The organism is Streptomyces sp. NPDC050448 (assembly GCF_040655295.1).
Lineage (GTDB): Bacteria > Actinomycetota > Actinomycetes > Streptomycetales > Streptomycetaceae > Streptomyces.
In genome coordinates this window covers 18,781-36,638 of sequence record NZ_JBFAJR010000028.1, presented here as the reverse complement: position 1 = coordinate 36,638, position 17,858 = coordinate 18,781, and the positions used below count along the sequence as shown (strand labels likewise).

Sequence of the window (17,858 nt, the reverse complement as noted above, 5' to 3'; positions counted from 1 at the left end):
CTTCCTGGATACAAAAGGTGGTCGAACATGCGAAAACGGGCGGCACCCATCAAGGCGCCGCCCTCCGCGGGGATCAGCCGAAGACGAACTTGATGGCTTCCTGGAGTCCATAGTCAATCACGGTCACCAGACCGATCATGATGACGACGAAGACAATCACCACGGAGGTGTACGTCGTGAGCTGGTTGCGCGTCGGCCAGACGACCTTGCGGAGCTCCGCGACGATCTGGCGGTAGAACAGCGCAAGCCGGCCCAGAGGACCCTTCTTCCCGCGCTTACCGCCCTTGCGGGCCTTCTTCTCGCGGGTGTCGTCCTCGGCGTCAGGCATGTCGATGGAGCCCAGGGCGTCCGTCACGTCTCTCACCTGAATCCGGGTCGTGGCCGTAGCCGCGCCCGGTTGCGCCGCACGGCGTTGCATCGAAGTACGTACCTGCGCACACATCCGAGAAGGAGTGTGGAGCAGGGCCGGAGGGACTCGAACCCCCAACCGCTGGTTTTGGAGACCAGTGCTCTACCAATTGAGCTACGACCCTTTGCGTCCCCCAACCTACCGCATCCAAGCGAGTGCACGGAGTGCTCACGCTCTGGAGTGATCGGCGGGGTCCAACGACAGGTGAGTGTACGTGGTCCGGGCCCTGACGTCGAACAGAGCGCATTTTCGGCTGGTCCGTCCGATGACTGAAACGGTGTGCGGCGCCTCTGGGGCGTCTGGGACGATTGGCGGCATGACCTCTGCAACGCCTTCCTCCGAGCGCCGGGTGTCCGCCCGTATCGGCGCCATTTCCGAGTCCGCCACCCTCGCCGTGGACGCCAAGGCCAAGGCCCTCAAGGCCGCCGGGCGCCCGGTCATCGGCTTCGGTGCGGGCGAGCCCGACTTCCCGACCCCGGACTACATCGTCGAGGCGGCGGTCGAGGCCTGCCGCAACCCGAAGTACCACCGCTACACGCCGGCCGGGGGCCTGCCCGAGCTGAAGGCCGCCATCGCCGCGAAGACGCTGCGCGACTCCGGCTACGAGGTCGACGCGTCGCAGGTCCTGGTGACCAACGGCGGCAAGCAGGCGATCTACGAGGCGTTCGCCGCCATCCTGGACCCGGGTGACGAGGTCATCGTCCCGGCTCCGTACTGGACCACCTACCCCGAGTCGATCCGCCTCGCCGGCGGTGTCCCGGTCGAGGTCGTCGCCGACGAGACCACCGGCTACCGCGTGTCCGTCGAGCAGCTCGAGGCCGCCCGCACCGAGCGCACCAAGGTCGTCCTGTTCGTCTCCCCGTCGAACCCGACCGGCGCCGTGTACTCCGAGGCCGACGCGGAGGCCATCGGCCGCTGGGCCGCGGAGAAGGGCCTGTGGGTCCTGACGGACGAGATCTACGAGCACCTCGTCTACGGCGACGCGAAGTTCGTCTCCCTCCCGGCGATCGTCCCCGAGCTGGCCGACAAGTGCATCGTCGTCAACGGCGTCGCCAAGACGTACGCGATGACCGGCTGGCGCGTGGGCTGGATCATCGGCCCCCGCGACGTCGTGAAGGCCGCGACCAACCTGCAGTCGCACGCCACCTCCAACGTCTCCAACGTGGCCCAGGTCGCGGCGCTCGCCGCCGTCTCCGGCAACCTGGACGCCGTCCACGAGATGCGCACCGCCTTCGACCGCCGCCGCCAGACGATGGTGCGGATGCTGAACGAGATCGACGGCGTCGTCTGCCCGACCCCCGAGGGCGCGTTCTACGTCTACCCCGCGGTCAAGGACCTGCTCGGCAAGGAGATCCGCGGCAGGCGCCCGCAGACCTCGGTCGAGCTCGCGGCCCTGATCCTCGACGAGGTCGAGGTCGCGGTCGTCCCGGGCGAAGCCTTCGGCACCCCCGGCTACCTGCGCCTCTCGTACGCCCTGGGCGACGAGGACCTGGTCGAGGGCGTGTCCCGCATCCAGAAGCTGCTGGCCGAGGCCAAGGCGTAGGCCTCCGGCGGTTTCCGCGGGCACGGAGCGGCGCCACCCCGCCGGGGGTGGCGCCGCTCCGGCATATCCGGCCCCGGCGCCGCGTGGGGGCCGCCCGGCCCCGCCGGCGTTTGAGGCCCGGAACCAAACCCGGCCCCGCCGACGCTTGAGGCCCGGAACCAAACCCGGCCCCGCCGACGCTTGAGGCCCGGAACCAAACCCGGCCCCGCCGACGCTTGAGGCCCGGAACCAAACCCAGCCCCGCCGGCGTTTGAGGCCCGGAACCAAACCCAGCCCCGCCGGCGTTTGAGGCCGGAGCCAAACCCAGCCCCGCCGGCGTTTGAGGCGCGGGTCCGGGCGGAGCCCGGGAGGCCCCGCGCAGCGGCCCGCCCCGGCCCCCGGCCCCGCGCGCACGTTCGGGCAAGCCCCCAAAAGGGAAAACCCCCTCCCGCAGAGCGCAGCGGTACGGCAGGATCACCAGATGGAGCACGTACGCGATCTCACGCTTCTGCCGAAAGCCCACCTCCACCTGCACTTCACCGGGTCGATGCGACCGTCGACCCTCCTCGAGCTCGCCGACAAGTACGGCGTGCGCCTTCCCGATGCGCTGACCGCCGGGGAGCCGCCCAAGCTCCGCGCCACCGACGAGCGCGGCTGGTTCCGCTTCCAGCGCCTCTACGACGCCGCCCGCTCCTGCCTGCGCGAGCCCGAGGACATCCGGCGCCTCGTCCGCGAGGCTGCCGAGGAGGACGTACGGGACGGCAGCGGCTGGCTGGAGATCCAGGTGGATCCCACCTCCTACGCCCCCCTGCTCGGCGGCATGATCCCGGCCGTCGAGATCATCCTGGACGCCGTCGACGCGGCGTCCCGCGAGACCGGGCTCGGCATGCGGGTCCTCATCGCCGCGAACCGCATGAAGCACCCCCTCGACGCCCGCACCCTGGCCCGGCTCGCCGTCCGCTACGCCGACCGCGGCATCGTCGGCTTCGGGCTCTCCAACGACGAGCGGCGCGGCATGGCCCGCGACTTCGACCGGGCCTTCGCCATCGCCCGCGAGGGCGGCCTGCTCGCGGCCCCGCACGGCGGCGAGCTCACCGGACCCGCCTCCGTCCGGGACTGCCTGGACGATCTGCACGCCTCCCGCATCGGCCACGGCGTACGGGCCGCCGAGGACCCCCGGCTGCTCAAACGGCTCGCCGACCGGCAGATCACCTGCGAGGTCTGCCCCGCGTCGAACGTCGCCCTCGGGGTCTACGAGCGGCCCGAGGACGTCCCGCTGCGCACCTTCTTCGAGGCCGGGGTGCCGATGGCGCTGGGCGCGGACGACCCGCTGCTATTCGGGTCCCGGCTGGCGGCGCAGTACGAGATCGCCCGCCGCCACCACGCCTTCACGGACGCGGAGCTCGCCGAGCTGGCCCGGCAGTCGGTGCGCGGTTCGGCGGCGCCGGGGGACGTACAGGACAAGCTGCTGGCCGGGATCGACCACTGGCTGGCTTCCTGAGGGCTGTCAGCGCGTGAGCCGCAGGTCGCCCTGCCAGCAGTCGGCCCGTACCCGGTCGCCGTCGGGGAAGCCGATCTCCAGCTGCGTGCGCCCGGTCTCCGGCACCGCGAACTCGGCCACGGTCGCCACCGTGTCCCCGAGGTGCCGCAGGAAGGGGTGGTCGCCCAGGTCCTCGCCGACCTCGATCCGGCCCCACTCCCCCATGTCGTACGGCTCGTGGGGCGGCGCGGATTCCACGATGAGGCACCAGTCGGACCCGGTGCTGATCCTGGTGGACTCGCCCTCGCTGTCGATCAGCCAGACGTCGAGCGGCGCCTCGGAGCGTTCGCCCTCGTAGACGTGCCAGGACGCGACGATCCTGCTGATCGTGCGTCCCACCAGGCGGGTGGGGTCCGTACCGGCCCCGTGCAGTGGACAGAGCATGGCGGCCGGGACTCCTCAGATGCTGACGCCGACCGTCACCGGTTCGTTGACCAGGGTGACGCCGAAGGCCGCGTGGACGCCCGCGACGACCTCGCGGGCCAGGGCGAGGAGGTCCTCGGTGGTGGCCTCGCCGCGGTTCGTCAGCGCGAGGGTGTGCTTGGTCGAGATGCGGGCCGGTCCGGTGCCGTAGCCCTTGGTGAAGCCGGCCTTGTCGATCAGCCAGGCCGCGCTGGTCTTCGTACGGCCGTCGCCGGCAGGGTACGCGGGCGGGGCGGTCTCGGGGCCGAGCCGGTCCTGGACGCGGGCGAGGAAGGCGGCGTACGCCTCGTCGCTCAGGATCGGGTTGTGGAAGAAGGACCCGGCGGACCAGGTGTCGTGGTCGGCGGGGTCGAGGACCATGCCCTTGCCCGCGCGCAGGCGCAGCACGGTCTCGCGGGCGGCGGCGGCCGGGACCCGGTCGCCGGCCCCGACGCCGAGGGCGCGGGCGGTCTCCGGGTACTTGATCGGCGCGGACAGGCCGCCCGCGTCCTCCAGGGCGAAGCGGACGCGGAGGACGACGTACCGCTCGGGCTGGTGCTTGAAGAGGCTGTTGCGGTACGAGAACGCGCACTCGGCGGCGGTCAGCGTGACCGTTTCGCGCCGGGTGCGGTCGTACGCGACGACCTCGGTGATGGTGTCGCAGACCTCCTGGCCGTACGCCCCGACGTTCTGGATCGGGGTGGCACCGGCGGAGCCGGGGATTCCGGCGAGGCACTCGATGCCGGCCAGGCCCGCTTCGACGGTACGGGCGACGGCGTCGCTCCAGTTCTCGCCGGCGGCGAGCTCCAGGGTGGTGCCGTCGAGATGGAAGCCGGTGGTCGCGATGCGCAGGGCGGTGCCCTCGAAGCCACGGTCACCGATGACCAGGTTGCTTCCGCCGCCGATGACGAGGAGCGGGGTGCCGCTCTCGTCCGCGGCACGGACGGCGTCGACCACTTCGGCGTCGGTGGTCGCGGTGACCAGACGGGTGGCGGGGCCACCGAGGCGGAAGGTGGTCAGGGGGGCGAGGGGGGCGTCGTGGAGTTCCTGCACGCGGACAAGAGTACGGTCCGTACCCCTCGCACCCCTGCGGGGCCACGGACCGTACGTCACGAGCGGGCTTCCTGTTCGGCCAGCCGGCGCTCGGCCTCGGCCCAGGTGACCGGGAGCCCGGCGGCCGGAGCGGTCCAGAACGTGAAGGCCGATTGCCGCATGAACGCGGCGGCGGCGCGGGAGCTGGACCGGTGCGGCTCGCTGCGGGCGAAGCGGTACAGCGCGTCTCGGTCCTCCCAGGCGGAGAGGGTCAGGAAGGTCCGGCTGAAGACCCGGGCCCGGAGGGCGACGCCGTGCGCGCCGGGGGCCGAGCGGATCTGGCGGACGATGCCGGGCGCCCTGAGGAAGAACCGGAAGGCGCCGGCGAGGCTCTCGGTCTCGAACCGGGAGGCCATGACGTAGACCTCGGCGCCGGGAGCGGGCGCGGTGGGCGTGTACCAGGGGATGTCGGGCATGGCGTGCACTCCTTTGCGGGAGGGGTGGGCGGCGGGCCGTTCAGCGCGTGGCGGGGACCTTGTCGGGGGTCGCGGATGTGTTCCCGGCGACGACGGGGGCGGGGCTCTGGAGGGCTCGCTTGCCCGGGACCAGGAGGGCGAAGGCGGCTGCCACGGCCACCGCGACGGCGCCGATCCACAGCGCGGGCACGGTCCCGTCGGTGAAGGCCTGCGGGGACTCGTAGCCGCCCTGGGCGGAGAAGACCGAGGCCAGGACCGCGACACCGAGGGCGCCGCCGACCTCGCGCAGGGCGTTGTTGGCGCCGGAGGCCTTGCCCTGGTCGGCGGGGGACACGGTGGACATCAGGACGTTGGAGGCGGGGGCGAAGAACAGGCCCATGCCGATGCCGCTGACGATCAGCGCGGGGAGCTGGGCGGCGTACGAGACGTCCGTGCTCAGGACCGTCGCGAACCAGCCGAGGCCGAGGGCCTGCAGCGCGAGTCCGGTGGCGACGACGGGGCGGCCGCCGATCCGGTCGGAGAGGATGCCCGCGATCGGGGCCGCGATCATCGGCATGGCGGTCCAGGGGAGCATGCGCACGCCGGCCTGGGTGGGCGTGTAGCCGGCGACGCCCTGGAGGAACTGGCTGAGCAGGAAGATCGAGCCGAACATGCCCAGGTACATGAGGAGGCTGGCCATGTTGATCCCGAGGAAGCCGCGGCCCAGGAAGAGGCGCATGGGCAGTATCGGGTTGGCGTTGCGGAAGCCGTGGTGGACGAATCCGCCGACGAGCGCGGCGCCGGCGATCAGGCCGGTGAGGACCGGGGCGCTGGTCCAGCCGTGGGCGTTGGCGTTGACGAGTCCGTAGACGATGCCGAAGAGGCCGCCGCTGATGAGGAGCGTGCCCGGCACGTCGAGGCGGGCGTTCGGGACGGTGGACTCGGCCAGCTTGAGGCGGGCGAGCGGGATCAGGGCCAGGCCGAGCGGGACGTTCAGCCAGAAGATCCACTGCCAGGAGACGTGCTCGGTGAGGGTTCCGCCGATGAGCGGGCCGCTGGCGACGGCGAGGCCGCCGACGGCGCCGAAGATGCCGAGGGCCATGCCGCGGCGGGCGGGCGGGACCGCGGCGGTGAGCAGGGTGAGCGTGAGCGGCATCATGACCGCGGCGCCGACGCCCTGGACGGCGCGGGCGGCGATGAGTTCGTTGATGCCGGGCGAGAGGGCGGCCACGGCGGAGGCGCCGGTGAATATCGCGAGGCCGGACATGAAGAGCCGGCGCCGGCCGAAGCGGTCGCCGAGGGCCGCGCCGAACATCAGGAGGACGGCGAAGGTGAGCGTGTACGCGTTCACCGTCCACTCCAGGTCCTCCAGCGCTCCGCCGAGGTCCTTGCGGATGGCGGGGAGGGCGGTGGTCACGACCAGGTTGTCGAGGGCGGCCATGAAGCCGGCGACGGAGGTGAGGACGAGGGCCCAGACGGCGGGGGCGCGGAGCGCGGTGCCGCTGGCGCTGGCGCTGGCGCTGGCGCTGGCGGAGTCTCGGGAGCTTGGGGAGCCTGGTGTGTCTTGCATGCCGTTCACGTTTCCCCCTGAGGGTGAGGCTGGGTGTGAGGCTGAGCGTGAGGACTTGTTAGTTATTGCTGACTAACTTTCGCGCGCATGGAGATGCGGAGATCCGATGGGCCGGGTCTCACTCCTCCGGATGGCCCTTGACCCGGGCGGAGGGGTACAGCCCCTCCCAGACCCGATGCCCGGGCGGGAAGCCCATGGCGGCCAGCGTGTTGATCAGCATCCCGTACGCCATGAAGGTCGTGGTCTCGTTCACATCGGCGCCGAGGGGTGCCTGGACGGTGTCCCAGAGGTCCATCCAGCCCTTCCGGACGAGCTCACCGAGCTGGTGGTCACCGGCGGCCTCGGCGGCGGCGACGGTGACGTACATCTGGAGCTGCATCTGGAGCTTGTCCGGGTCCTCGGCGATGAGCCGGACGTACGCCTCCGCCATGGCGTGCGTGGCCTCTTCGCCCTGCAGCCCCTCGGCGGCGGCGGCGAAGACCTCGCGGGTGTCCCGCAGGCAGCGCTCGGCGGCGGCGAGGAAGATGGCCGGCTTGTTGGGGAAGAGCCGGAACAGGTACGGCTGCGAGACCCCGACGCGCTTGGCGATCGCCTCGGTGGAGGTCCCGTAGTAGCCGCCGCGGGCGAACTCGTGCATCGCCGCGCGGATGACGCTCTCGCGTCGCTCGTCTGCGCTCATCCTTGCCATGCGTTCTAAGTTAGTGGCTAATCACTAACTCTGCAACCCCTGCGGAGCCCTGCGGGGCGGGGACGGGTGATGTCCGGCGGGCGCCGGGCCCGGCGCGGCGAGGGGGCCGGCGGTGCACACGCCGGAAGGGACACCGAAGGACCGGGTGGGCGCCCGATGGCCGGGCGGGGGCTGGTGCAGCTCCCGAGGCAGGGGCGGGGACCTGACATGCCCCCGGGGCCGGTGGCCTGCCCGGCTGGGCTGGGTTTGGTGTCGCGGGTCGGGACCACCGCGGTGAGCGGCGGCCCGCTCGGCGGCTTCGGGAGCGGGGCGGGGACCTGACATGACCCCCGGAGCCGGTGGCCTGCCCGGCTGGGCTGCGCTGGGCTGGGTGTCACGGGGCGGGACCACCACGGTGAGCGGCGGCCCGCTCGGCGGCTTCGGGGGCGGGGCGGGGCCCCTCCGGAGGTTCGTCTCGGCTCGCGGATCCCGGCGGCATCCGGTGCGTCTCGGCGGTGACCGCTCGTCCTCGAGCTCACCACCGCAGTGTCCCCACCCCACCCAGCCCGCCACAAAGCCACGAGCGGTGTACCCCGCCGAGCCCAACGGCCCCCGCCAGGCAAATCCAGGCCCCGCCCGGAAAATCCAGCCCCGCTGGCGTTTGAGGCACGGGGTTCGGGGGCCGGCTCCCGGCGACCGGCCGGCCCGGGTTCAGGCGTGGGGGCCGAGGGCCGGCCCGGGCAAGCCCCGCCGGCGTTCGAGGCGCGGGGGCCCAGGGGTTGGCCCCCGGCAACGGGCCGGCCCGGTTCAGGCGTGGGGGCCGAGGGCCGGCCCGGGCAAGCCCCGCCGGCGTACGAGGCGCGGGGGGCCAGGGGTTGGCCCCCGGCAACGGGCCGGCCCGGGTTCGGGCGTGGGGGGCCTGGGAGGGTCAGGCCAGGGTTACCAGGGCCCGGGACATGCCCAGGACCTTCTGGCCCGCGCTCATCGCCGTCAGGTCAACCCGCACGCGGTTGTCCTCCAGCTTCGCCGCAACCTTGGCCGTGACCTCGATCACCGCACCCGCATCGTCGTTCGGAACGACCACCGGCTTCGTGAATCGCACGCCGTACTCCACGACCGCTCCCGGGTCGCCGACCCAGTCGGTGACCACGCGGATCGCCTCGGCCATCGTGAACATGCCGTGCGCGATGACGTCCGGCAGTCCGACCTCCTTGGCGAACTTCTCGTTCCAGTGGATCGGGTTGAAGTCACCCGAGGCACCCGCGTACTGCACGAGCGTGGCCCGCGTCACCGGGAAGGACCCCGCCGGCAGCTCGGTGCCGACCTCGACGTCGGCGTACTTGATCTGCGCAGTCATCTCAGGCCTCCTCGGGGGCGCGGGAGACGAGCTTCGTCCACGCCGTCACCACGTGCTCGCCGGTCTCGTCGTGGACCTCGCCGCGGATGTCGATGATGTCGTTGCCCGCCATCGACTTCACGGCCTCGATCGTGGAGGTCACCGAGAGCCGGTCACCGGCACGCACGGGGCGCGAGTACGCGAACTTCTGGTCGCCGTGCACGACGCGGCTGTAGTCCAGACCCAGCTGCGGGTCTTCCACGACCTGGCCCGCCGCCGCGAATGTGATCGCAAACACAAAAGTCGGCGGGGCGATCACATCCAGGTGGCCGTACGCCTTGGCGGCTTCGGGGTCGGTGTAGACGGGATTTACGTCACCCACCGCAACCGCGAATTCGCGGATCTTCTCCCGGCCGACCTCGTACGGATCGGTGGACGGGTAGCTCCGCCCCACGAAGGACTGGTCGAGCGCCATGGCTCCCTACCTCCTGCTTGAAAAAGACGATCACGGAAACGACACGAGGCCGTCCCCAATGAAGGGGACGACCTCATGACGGTGCCTATATTCCGAGACTTCGCTGGGGTCAGCGGGTCTCGCGGTGCGCGGTGTGCGAGTTGCAACGCGGGCAGTGCTTCTTCATCTCAAGACGGTCCGGGTTGTTACGCCGGTTCTTCTTGGTGATGTAGTTCCGCTCCTTGCACTCCACGCAGGCCAGCGTGATCTTCGGGCGGACGTCGGTGGCAGCCACGTGAGTGCTCCTTGACGGACTATGGGACGGATGAACGCATAAAAGAGTAGCCGATCGGGAGACCGACCCCGCAATCGGCTACTGTGGGTAGCGGCGACCGGACTTGAACCGGTGACACAGCGATTATGAGCCGCTTGCTCTACCGACTGAGCTACGCCGCTTTGATGTGATCAGCCCCCCACCCGAGGGTGGGGAACCTCTCTCACCAGAGCCCCAATGCGGAATCGAACCGCAGACCTTCTCCTTACCATGGAGACGCTCTACCGACTGAGCTATTGGGGCGAGCGATGAAGACATTACACGGTTGCCCGCCCATCGCCCAAATCCTTTGCGGGGACTGGCCTCCGAGGGGGTCGGCAAGGCTTTCTTGATCGGCCCCCGGGCGGCCTTGGAGCCTTTTTCAGGGCAGATTGTGGCCGGGCTCACAAACCCGGCGCCCCCGGCGGCCCGTCGGGCGCGTACGAAGCGGCCCGTACGAGCAGCCCGTACCGGCGGCCTCGTACGAGGCCGCGCGTCCGGGGCGCGTCGGGCGGATGGAGCCGGACCGGCTGCGCGCGGCCGATGGGCGCGCACGCGGGCGCCTCGGCGCGTGGCACCACACCGGTACGACTATTGCGCTCCTCCCTGAAGCGGAGAGCCCCGCACCCTAGGCTCTGAGCACGCTGCGTGATCTTGGGCCGCGGGCCGCGGCCACACGGCCCAGGAACCGCCCGAGCCACCGCAGGAGCGCGATGTCCGACAGCCAGCCGCAGCAGCCGTCCCCCTTCCCGCCGGGCGGCCGCGGCGAGGGCGCCGGCCACGGGCCGCAGCGCCCGACCGGCAACGGGAACGCGGCCGCCGCCGAGTCCACCACCCTCCTGCTCGCCGGGGCCCGCCTCACGGACGGCCGTACGGTCGACGTCCGGCTCGGCGGCGGGCGGATCCAGGCCGTCGGCACCGCGGGCAGCCTCCCCGCCCCCGCGCTCTCCCGGGTGGACCTGAGCGGCTACCTGCTGCTCCCCGCGCCCGCCGAGCCGCACGCCCACGGGGACACCGCCCTCACCGCCGACGGCGCGGGGCCCGTCTCGTACACCCCCGACGAGGTGCAGCGCCGGGCCACCGAGGCCGCCCTGCTCCAGCTCGGGCACGGCGCCACGGCGATGCGATCCCATGTCCGGATCGGCGACGTACACGGCCTCGGCCCCCTGGAGGCCGTGCTCCAGGCCCGCCGCTCGCTGCGCGGACTCACCGACCTGACCACCGTGGCCGTTCCCCGGCTGCTCACCGGTCTCGCCGGCGCGGACGGGCTCGCCATGCTGCGGGACGCCGTGAAGATGGGCGCCTCCGTCATCGGCGGCTGCCCGGACCTGGACCCCGACCCGACGGGCTTCCTCGAAGCCGTCCTGGATCTTGCCGCCGAGCACGGCTGCCCCGTGGACCTGCACACGGACGGTGACGATCCCGGCCGCCTGGCCCGGCTCGCGGCAATGGCCGGCGGGCTGCGCCCGGGGGTGACGATCGGCCCCTGCGGCGGGCTGTCGCGGCTCCCGCTGGACGTGGCGCACCGGGCCGCCGACCAGCTGGCCGCGGCCGGCGTACGGGTCACCTGCCTGCCCCAGGGCGACTGCGCGGCCCTGGAACGGCGCGGTCTGCGCACCGCGCCCGTACGGCTGCTGCGCGCCGCCGGGGTCCGCGTCGCGGCCGGCAGCGGGGCGCTGCGGGACGCCGGGAACCCGGTCGGCCGCGGCGACCCCCTGGAGGCCGCGTACCTGCTGGCCTCCCAGGGCGGGCTGCGGGCGGCGGATGCCTACGCGTCGGTCAGCGGCGCCGCCCGGGAGGCCATGGGCCTGCCGGAGGTCCGGGTGGAGGCCGGGTTCCCGGCGGATCTGCTCGCCGTACGGGGGGACCGGATCTCGGGCGTGCTGTCCCTGGCCTACAGCCGGATCGTGATCCACTGCGGCCGGGTGGTAGCCCGGACGAGTGCCGTACGGGAGTACTGCGACTCGGCGGTCGCGGTGGCCCTGGACCTGCCCCGGCAGGGGCGTATGGAGCCTGGTCCCTGACCGTTCGCCGGCCGGCCGGTGGACACTTTCGCGGGCGGGGGCGCCCGGCTCGTCGTACGGTCGGGGCATGCGCATCGTCATCGCGGGTGGACACGGTCAGATCGCGCTGCGGCTGGAGCAACTGCTCGCCGCGCGCGGGTACGAGGTCGCGGGCATCATCCGCGACCCGGCGCAGGGCGACGACCTGCGGGAGACGGGCACCGAACCGGTGCTCTGCGACCTGGAGTCGGCTTCGGTCGAGCATGTGGCGGGCATCCTGCAGGGCGCGGACGTGGCGGTGTTCGCGGCAGGCGCGGGGCCCGGCAGCGGTGTCGGGCGCAAGGACACCGTCGACCGGGGCGCTGCGGTGCTGTTCGCGGATGCGGCCGAACGGGCGCGGGTACGCCGCTTCCTGATGGTCTCTTCGATGGGCGCGGACGCGCACCACGAGGGCGACGACGTCTTCGACGTCTACCTGCGGGCGAAGGGCGCGGCGGACGACCACGTACGGACGCGGCTGGGCCTGGAGTGGACCGTCCTGCGGCCCGGGTCGCTGACCGACGACCGCGGGACGCGGCAGGTGCGGCTGGAGGCGCGGACGGGCCCCGGATCGGTGCCGCGCGACGACGTGGCGGCCGTGCTGGCGGAGCTGATCGAGACCCCGGCGACGGCCGGCCTGACCCTGGAGCTGATCGAGGGCTCGATCCCGGTCGAGGTGGCCGTCAAGGACGTCGCGGGCAACTGAGGTGAGGTGCCCTCAGAACTCGGCGGTCACCTCGTCGTCGGAGCGCCCGACGGAGTCCTGCTGGTACTGGTCCTCGTAGGCCCGCCGGATCCGCTCGATGCGCGCGCTGCGCTCGTCGGCCTCCTTCTCCGGGTACAGCAGCACCACCTCGTACGAGGTCTCTCGGATGACCTTGCCGTCCCGGCGCCACTGGCCGTGCCCGTCCTGGAGGGTGAGCCCCTCGGGGAAGGCGGAGGTGATCTCGCGGTCCAGGAACCGCATGAACTCCTTCTCCGCGACCGGAGCCCGTCCCCCTGGGCGCTCGGTGCCGAAGTAGAGCCTGGTTTCCTGGTAGGGCTCGCCCACATGGCTGTGCAGTGCCGCCCCGACCAGGGCCGGGATCCCGGCTCCGAGGAGGGCGAGCAGTACGCCGCCGCCGACCTTCCCGCGCGTGTCAGAAATGAATTTCACGAGCGGAGAACGAACAGGAGACCAGGACGATGCGGCCGATGACCGGCCCCGACATCGAACGGGCGGCAGCCGAAATGGTGTCGGCCCTGGCCCCGCACACCGGCCGGGACCGGCGGGTGAAGGCCGGTTCCCTCGAATGGACGTGCTGGACGACGGCGGCGCACGTCGCCCACGACCTCCTGGCGTACGCCGCCCAGGTGGCGGCTCAGCCCGCGGACGCCTACCTGCCGCTGGACCTGCGCGTACGGGAGGGCACCCCACCCGGGGAGGTGCTCCGGGTGGTGTCGGCGGCGGCCCGGCTGCTGAGCGCGGCCGTGGACGCGGCGCCGGAGTCCGCGCGGGCCTGGCACTGGGGCCCCTGCGATCCGGGGGGCTTCGCGGCGATGGGCGTGGCGGAGATCCTGCTCCACACGTACGACATCGCCCGTGGGCTGGCTCTCCCGTGACTGCCGCCGGCCGACCTCTCGGCCCCGGTCCTGGCCCGCCTCTTCCCTGAATCCCTGTCCGGTCCGGCCCCGGAGGTCCTCCTCTGGTCGGCCAGCCGACTGGCCCTCCCGACCCGCCCGCGCCGCATGTCCTGGTCCTGGCGCGCGTCCCTCACGCCCTCGCCCGGCTCGTAGGGCGGGCTACCGGCTGTTCCTCCACCGCGCTGCCGTGATCGCCGGCCACGCGGTTCCCGGCCCCTGTTCCGGTGACGAAGGCCTCGCACGGCGCATGCGAGAAGACCCCCGTTACTGCGTTTCCGCAGTAACGGGGGTCTCACATCGCGTGGCGGCGCCAGGGTTCGAACCTGGGTAGGCTGAGCCGGCAGATTTACAGTCTGCTCCCTTTGGCCACTCGGGCACACCGCCAAGATTCGTTGCCGTTTTTCCGCCTTGCGGCGGCGCTCCGTGGCAACGACGTAAACAATACCCGATGTGCGAGGGTGCTTCGCCACCGGATTGATCAGCGCTGCGGGTGGGCGCGGTGGCTAGGCTTTGCGGAGCGGGCCGGGGATGTCCGGCCGCGCCCTCCGGGGCAATGACAGCCGACTTCAAGGAGCCACAGCACATGGCCGACTCCAGTTTCGACATCGTCTCGAAGGTCGAGCGGCAGGAGGTCGACAACGCCCTCAACCAGGCCGCCAAGGAACTCTCGCAGCGCTACGACTTCAAGGGCACCGGCGCCACCATCGCCTGGTCCGGCGAGAAGATCCTCATGGAGGCGAACTCCGAGGAGCGCGTCAAGGCCGTCCTCGACGTGTTCGAGACCAAGCTGGTCAAGCGCGGGATCTCGCTGAAGTCACTCGACGCCGGCGAGCCGCAGCTGTCCGGCAAGGAGTACAAGATCTTCGCCTCCATCGAGGAGGGCATCTCCCAGGAGAACGCCAAGAAGGTCGCGAAGATCATCCGGGACGAGGGTCCCAAGGGCGTCAAGGCCCAGGTGCAGGGCGAGGAGCTGCGCGTCAGCTCCAAGAGCCGTGACGACCTGCAGGCCATCCAGGCCCTCCTCAAGGGCAAGGACCTGGACTTCGCGATCCAGTTCGTGAACTACCGCTGACAGCGGTACCCACCTGCCGTCCGGCGGCCCGGCGGTCCTTCCAGGACCGCCGGGCCGCGGCTGTTTCCGGGGCGTGCGGATCACATGCCCGGCGTGCACGGCGCATGCGCCTCAGTAGCTCCCAATGGGCACTTGGGCTGCGGTGCGCGCGCCCGCCACCCTGGTGGCATCCATCACCGCGGGACAGGGGAGGTTCTCGGATGTCTGGGGTTGACACGTTTCGCGAAGACTTCGGGGCGTCCGTCGTCGTCGCGCTCGTCGCGTTGCCCCTCTGCGTGGGCGTGGCCGTCGCCTCCGGCGTGCCCGCCGAGCTGGGGATCGTCACCGGGGTGGTGGGCGGGCTGGTCACCGGATGGTTCCCGGGGAGTTCGCTGCAGGTGAGCGGGCCGGCCGCCGGGCTCACCGTGCTCGTCTACGAGGCGGTGCACACGCACGGGGCCCGCGCGCTCGGGGTCCTGGTGCTAGCCGCCGGGGTACTGCAACTGGGCATGGGGGCGCTGCGGCTCGGGCGGTGGTTCCGGGCGATCTCCGTCGCCGTCGTGCACGGGATGCTGGCCGGGATCGGGCTCGTGCTCATCGCGGGGCAGCTGTACTCCCTGGGCGGCGTGAAGGCCCCCGGCGGAACCCTGGAGAAGCTGGCCGCGGTGCCGGCGCTCGCCGGGGAGGCCGACTGGTCCGCCGTGGCACTCGGGGCCGGGACCATCGCCGTCATCGTGGCCTGGCGCCGGATGCCCTCCCGGCTGCGGCTCGTACCGGGCGCGCTCGTCGGGGTGGCGGCCGCCACCGCCGTGTCCGTGCTGCTGCGGCTGCCCGTCGAGAAGGTGACGGTGACCGGCGTCCTGGGGGCCGTGACCCCGCCCGGCTGGGGGGACTTCGGGCTGCTGGCCTCCGTCGGTGGCCTCGGAACCGTGATCGCCCTGGCACTGATCGCCTCCGCCGAGACCCTGTTCAGCGCGGCCGCCGTCGACCGGATGCACGACGGGCCCCGGACCCACTACGACCGGGAGCTCATGGCCCAGGGCGTCGGCAACACCGTCTGCGGACTGCTGGGGGCGCTGCCGATGACCGCCGTGATCGTGCGCAGCGCCGCCAATGTGGAGGCAGGGGCCCGCACCCGGGCGTCCCGGGTCCTGCACGGCGGCTGGCTGCTGCTGTTCGCCGTCGCGGTCCCGGAACTGCTTCAGGTCGTACCGCTCGCCGCGCTGGCCGGGGTGCTGCTGCACGCCGGATGGAAGCTGCTGCCGACCCGGGCCGTCGCCGGCCTGTGGCAGACGCACCGGGGCGAGGCGGTGGTGCTGGTGGCGACGGCGGCCGCGGTCGTGGCCACCAACCTCTTCGAGGGCGTGCTGGTCGGGCTGGGCCTCGCCGTGGCCAAGGCGGCCTGGGAGACCTCCCACGTGCACATCGAGGAGGTGTGGGAGGGCGGGGAGCTCCGCGTCCAGGTCATGGGGAGCGCCAGCTTCCTGCGGCTGCCGAAGCTGCTCGACGAGCTGGACGCGCTGCCGGCCGGACAGCCCGTACACCTCGACCTGAGCGGGCTGCGCCACCTCGACCACGCCTGTCTGACCGCCCTCCACGGGTGGGAGCAGAACCGGGCGCCGCTGCCCGGTCGAGAGGGCGTCATCTAGCCCGGCTACTCTCCGCCCGTGAACAACGAGCTGAAGCGCACGCTGGGAGTGTTCGACGCCGTGGTCGTCGGACTCGGCGCAATGGTCGGGGCCGGCATCTTCGCCGCGCTCGCCCCGGCGGCGGGCGCGGCGGGCCCGGCGGGCGGCGCGCTGCTCGCCGCCCTCGCGGTGGCTGCCTTGATCGCCTACTGCAACGCACACTCCTCGGCGCGGCTGGCCGCCCGCTATCCGGCCTCCGGCGGGACCTACGTCTACGGGCGGGAACGGCTCGGCCCGTTCTGGGGCTATCTGGCCGGCTGGGGCTTCGTCATCGGCAAGACCGCCTCGTGTGCGGCGATGGCGCTCACCGTCGGGGCGTACGTGTGGCCCGGCCAGCAGCATGCCGTCGCCGTCGCGGCGGTGGTCGCACTGACCGCCGCGAGCTACGGAGGCGTGCAGAAGTCCGCCCGGATCGCCCGGGTGATCGTGGCGGCGGTGCTGGCGGTGCTGGCCGGGGTCGTGGTGGTGTGCCTGACCTCCGGCGCGGCGGACGCGGGACGGCTCGGCGGCCTGGCCGGGGGCGGCGTCGGCGGCCTGCTCCAGGCGGCCGGACTGCTGTTCTTCGCCTTCGCGGGATACGCCCGGATCACCACCCTGGGCGAGGAGGTGCGTGATCCGGAGCGCACGATCCCGCGGGCGGTGCCCCTCGCCCTGGGGATCGCCCTGCTCGTGTACGCCGCGGTGGCGGTGGCGGCGCTGTCGGTGCTGGGCGCCGAGGCCCTGGCCGCTTCGACGGCCCCGCTGGCCGACGCGGTACGGGCGGCAGGCCGGCCCGGACTGACCCCCGTGGTCCGGGTCGGTGCGGCCCTGGCCGCGCTGGGCTCGCTGCTGGCCCTGGTGCTCGGGGTGTCGCGGACCACCCTGGCGATGGCGCGGGACGGCCATCTCCCCCGCGCACTGGCCGCCGTACATCCGCGGCATCAGGTGCCGCACCATGCGGAGCTCGCCGTTGGTGCGGTGGTCGCGGCGCTCGCGGCCACCACCGATCTGCGGGGCGCGATCGGTTTCTCCTCGTTCGGAGTGCTGGCCTACTACGCGATCGCGAACGCTTCCGCGTGGACTCTCGATGCAGGTGTCAAGGGCCGGGCCGTGGCAGCGGTCGGGCTGTCCGGCTGTGTCGTGCTGGCCTGCGCGCTGCCCCCTGCGTCGGCGCTCACGGGGGCTGCGGTGCTGGCGGCGGGCGCGCTGGCCTATGGCGTGCGCGGGCGGCTCACACGCGGGATCTGAAGCCGGTCCACGGCGCCAGGTCCAGGTCGTACTCCTCCCCCGCCGTGGAGTCCTCGCAGTACCAGGCGGTGCCGTCGAGCCAGCCCCGCAGCCAGTCGGCGAGGCTCGGGGTGTCGATGAACCAGGCGAGGTCCGGATCTCCCAGGTTCGGGTCGAACAGCAGGACTTGGGCGGTCTCGGAGCGGCAGTCGACGCACACGTACATGCCGCAGCCCCAGTCGGCGATCGGCAGCACGCCTCCGGGCCATCTCCATCCGGATCCGCGCATCGCCCGGTAGGTGGCGACGGCGTCCTTCAGGGGCAGCAGCCCGCACTCCGGACCGAACCCGCCGTCCCCGACGCGGGCGTAGAGACCGGCGAGCAGCGGCGGCAGCCCGAAGCCGAGCATGAGCGCGGCCCGGGCCGGCTCCTCGGCGTCCAGCGGCGCCGGCAGGGGCTTTCCGTGCCCGTCCGCATCACGGTGCGCACGGACCGCGACTTGCTCCAGCAACTGCTCGGTCTCGTTCATGCGTTCATAGTGACCCACG

Annotated in this window: 19 protein-coding genes and 4 tRNA genes; 8 read left to right on the top strand and 15 right to left on the bottom strand. The window is 72.4% G+C overall.

Translation table 11 applies throughout. The features are described from left to right. Window positions 1–73 precede the first annotated feature (73 nt). Window positions 74–355, bottom strand: coding sequence for a preprotein translocase subunit SecE (secE, locus tag AB0I68_RS27750; protein WP_363180104.1), 282 nt, complete (start codon window positions 353–355; stop codon window positions 74–76). A gap of 105 nt (window positions 356–460) precedes the next feature. Continuing rightward, window positions 461–533 (bottom strand) — tRNA-Trp (locus AB0I68_RS27745). 192 nt (window positions 534–725) lie between these two features. Between AB0I68_RS27745 and AB0I68_RS27740 the strand changes: the two genes are divergently transcribed. Together AB0I68_RS27740 and AB0I68_RS27735 are read left to right on the top strand one after the other, a co-directional pair. Further along, the gene (locus AB0I68_RS27740) at window positions 726–1,952 is read left to right on the top strand and encodes a pyridoxal phosphate-dependent aminotransferase (protein ID WP_363180103.1); all 1,227 of its coding nucleotides are present in this window, start codon (window positions 726–728) and stop codon (window positions 1,950–1,952) included. Between the two features lie 460 nt (window positions 1,953–2,412). Then, window positions 2,413–3,432 (top strand): adenosine deaminase, encoded by a 1,020-nt coding sequence (locus AB0I68_RS27735; protein WP_363180102.1) that lies wholly within the window; start codon window positions 2,413–2,415, stop codon window positions 3,430–3,432. Window positions 3,433–3,438: 6 nt separating this feature from the next. On the opposite strand, the gene AB0I68_RS27730 is transcribed toward AB0I68_RS27735, so the two are convergent. The 10 genes from AB0I68_RS27730 to AB0I68_RS27685 form a co-directional block, all read right to left on the bottom strand. Further along, window positions 3,439–3,855, bottom strand: a complete 417-nt coding sequence (locus tag AB0I68_RS27730; RefSeq protein WP_363180101.1) for a hypothetical protein — start codon at window positions 3,853–3,855, stop codon at window positions 3,439–3,441. Between the two features lie 15 nt (window positions 3,856–3,870). After that, window positions 3,871–4,926, bottom strand: a complete 1,056-nt coding sequence (locus AB0I68_RS27725; protein ID WP_363180100.1) for a UDP-N-acetylmuramate dehydrogenase — start codon at window positions 4,924–4,926, stop codon at window positions 3,871–3,873. A gap of 56 nt (window positions 4,927–4,982) precedes the next feature. Next, window positions 4,983–5,381 (bottom strand): DUF3291 domain-containing protein, encoded by a 399-nt coding sequence (locus AB0I68_RS27720; RefSeq protein ID WP_363180099.1) that lies wholly within the window; start codon window positions 5,379–5,381, stop codon window positions 4,983–4,985. Window positions 5,382–5,421: 40 nt separating this feature from the next. Beyond that, a complete protein-coding gene (locus AB0I68_RS27715) occupies window positions 5,422–6,930 on the bottom strand; it encodes a DHA2 family efflux MFS transporter permease subunit (protein WP_363180098.1) in 1,509 nt (502 codons plus the stop codon). 118 nt (window positions 6,931–7,048) lie between these two features. Next, the gene (locus AB0I68_RS27710; protein ID WP_363180097.1) at window positions 7,049–7,618 is read right to left on the bottom strand and encodes a helix-turn-helix domain-containing protein; all 570 of its coding nucleotides are present in this window, start codon (window positions 7,616–7,618) and stop codon (window positions 7,049–7,051) included. A 907-nt stretch (window positions 7,619–8,525) separates the two neighbouring features. Continuing rightward, entirely contained in the window at window positions 8,526–8,954 is a 429-nt protein-coding gene (locus tag AB0I68_RS27705; RefSeq protein WP_363180096.1) for a MaoC family dehydratase, read from the bottom strand. Window position 8,955: 1 nt separating this feature from the next. After that, complete coding sequence (locus tag AB0I68_RS27700; RefSeq protein ID WP_363180095.1) at window positions 8,956–9,408, bottom strand: MaoC family dehydratase N-terminal domain-containing protein; 453 nt, start codon at window positions 9,406–9,408, stop codon at window positions 8,956–8,958. 109 nt (window positions 9,409–9,517) lie between these two features. Then, complete coding sequence (gene rpmG / locus AB0I68_RS27695) at window positions 9,518–9,682, bottom strand: 50S ribosomal protein L33 (RefSeq protein ID WP_003956487.1); 165 nt, start codon at window positions 9,680–9,682, stop codon at window positions 9,518–9,520. An 88-nt stretch (window positions 9,683–9,770) separates the two neighbouring features. Next, window positions 9,771–9,843: transfer RNA gene (locus AB0I68_RS27690), tRNA-Met, on the bottom strand. Between the two features lie 48 nt (window positions 9,844–9,891). Then, window positions 9,892–9,964 (bottom strand) — tRNA-Thr (locus AB0I68_RS27685). A gap of 449 nt (window positions 9,965–10,413) precedes the next feature. On the opposite strand from AB0I68_RS27685, the gene AB0I68_RS27680 reads away from it, so the two are divergent. Together AB0I68_RS27680 and AB0I68_RS27675 are read left to right on the top strand one after the other, a co-directional pair. Beyond that, the gene (locus tag AB0I68_RS27680) at window positions 10,414–11,724 is read left to right on the top strand and encodes an amidohydrolase family protein (RefSeq protein ID WP_363180094.1); all 1,311 of its coding nucleotides are present in this window, start codon (window positions 10,414–10,416) and stop codon (window positions 11,722–11,724) included. A gap of 67 nt (window positions 11,725–11,791) precedes the next feature. Next, window positions 11,792–12,448 (top strand): SDR family oxidoreductase, encoded by a 657-nt coding sequence (locus tag AB0I68_RS27675; protein WP_363180093.1) that lies wholly within the window; start codon window positions 11,792–11,794, stop codon window positions 12,446–12,448. Window positions 12,449–12,460: 12 nt separating this feature from the next. Here the strand turns inward: AB0I68_RS27675 and AB0I68_RS27670 are convergent, their stop codons facing one another. After that, complete coding sequence (locus AB0I68_RS27670; protein ID WP_363180092.1) at window positions 12,461–12,898, bottom strand: DUF3574 domain-containing protein; 438 nt, start codon at window positions 12,896–12,898, stop codon at window positions 12,461–12,463. A gap of 38 nt (window positions 12,899–12,936) precedes the next feature. Here AB0I68_RS27670 and AB0I68_RS27665 point away from each other — a divergent pair, with 38 nt between their 5' ends. Continuing rightward, complete coding sequence (locus tag AB0I68_RS27665) at window positions 12,937–13,344, top strand: maleylpyruvate isomerase N-terminal domain-containing protein (RefSeq protein ID WP_363180091.1); 408 nt, start codon at window positions 12,937–12,939, stop codon at window positions 13,342–13,344. A gap of 323 nt (window positions 13,345–13,667) precedes the next feature. On the opposite strand, the gene AB0I68_RS27660 is transcribed toward AB0I68_RS27665, so the two are convergent. Then, a tRNA-Tyr gene (locus tag AB0I68_RS27660) sits at window positions 13,668–13,749 on the bottom strand. 199 nt (window positions 13,750–13,948) lie between these two features. Between AB0I68_RS27660 and AB0I68_RS27655 the strand changes: the two genes are divergently transcribed. The 3 genes from AB0I68_RS27655 to AB0I68_RS27645 all read left to right on the top strand — a co-directional run bounded on the left by AB0I68_RS27655 (window position 13,949) and on the right by AB0I68_RS27645 (window position 17,331). After that, window positions 13,949–14,437, top strand: a complete 489-nt coding sequence (locus AB0I68_RS27655) for a YajQ family cyclic di-GMP-binding protein (protein ID WP_363180090.1) — start codon at window positions 13,949–13,951, stop codon at window positions 14,435–14,437. 200 nt (window positions 14,438–14,637) lie between these two features. Continuing rightward, window positions 14,638–16,065, top strand: coding sequence for a SulP family inorganic anion transporter (locus tag AB0I68_RS27650; RefSeq protein ID WP_363180089.1), 1,428 nt, complete (start codon window positions 14,638–14,640; stop codon window positions 16,063–16,065). Window positions 16,066–16,083: 18 nt separating this feature from the next. Then, window positions 16,084–17,331: an APC family permease gene (locus tag AB0I68_RS27645; protein ID WP_363180088.1), complete on the top strand. Its 1,248-nt coding sequence runs from the start codon at window positions 16,084–16,086 to the stop codon at window positions 17,329–17,331. Here the strand turns inward: AB0I68_RS27645 and AB0I68_RS27640 are convergent. Continuing rightward, window positions 17,315–17,839 carry an SMI1/KNR4 family protein gene (locus AB0I68_RS27640; RefSeq protein WP_363180087.1) on the bottom strand — a complete coding sequence of 175 codons (525 nt, stop codon included), beginning with the start codon at window positions 17,837–17,839 and terminating at the stop codon, window positions 17,315–17,317. The two genes, AB0I68_RS27645 and AB0I68_RS27640, sit on opposite strands and share 17 nt — an antisense overlap. Window positions 17,840–17,858 lie beyond the last annotated feature (19 nt).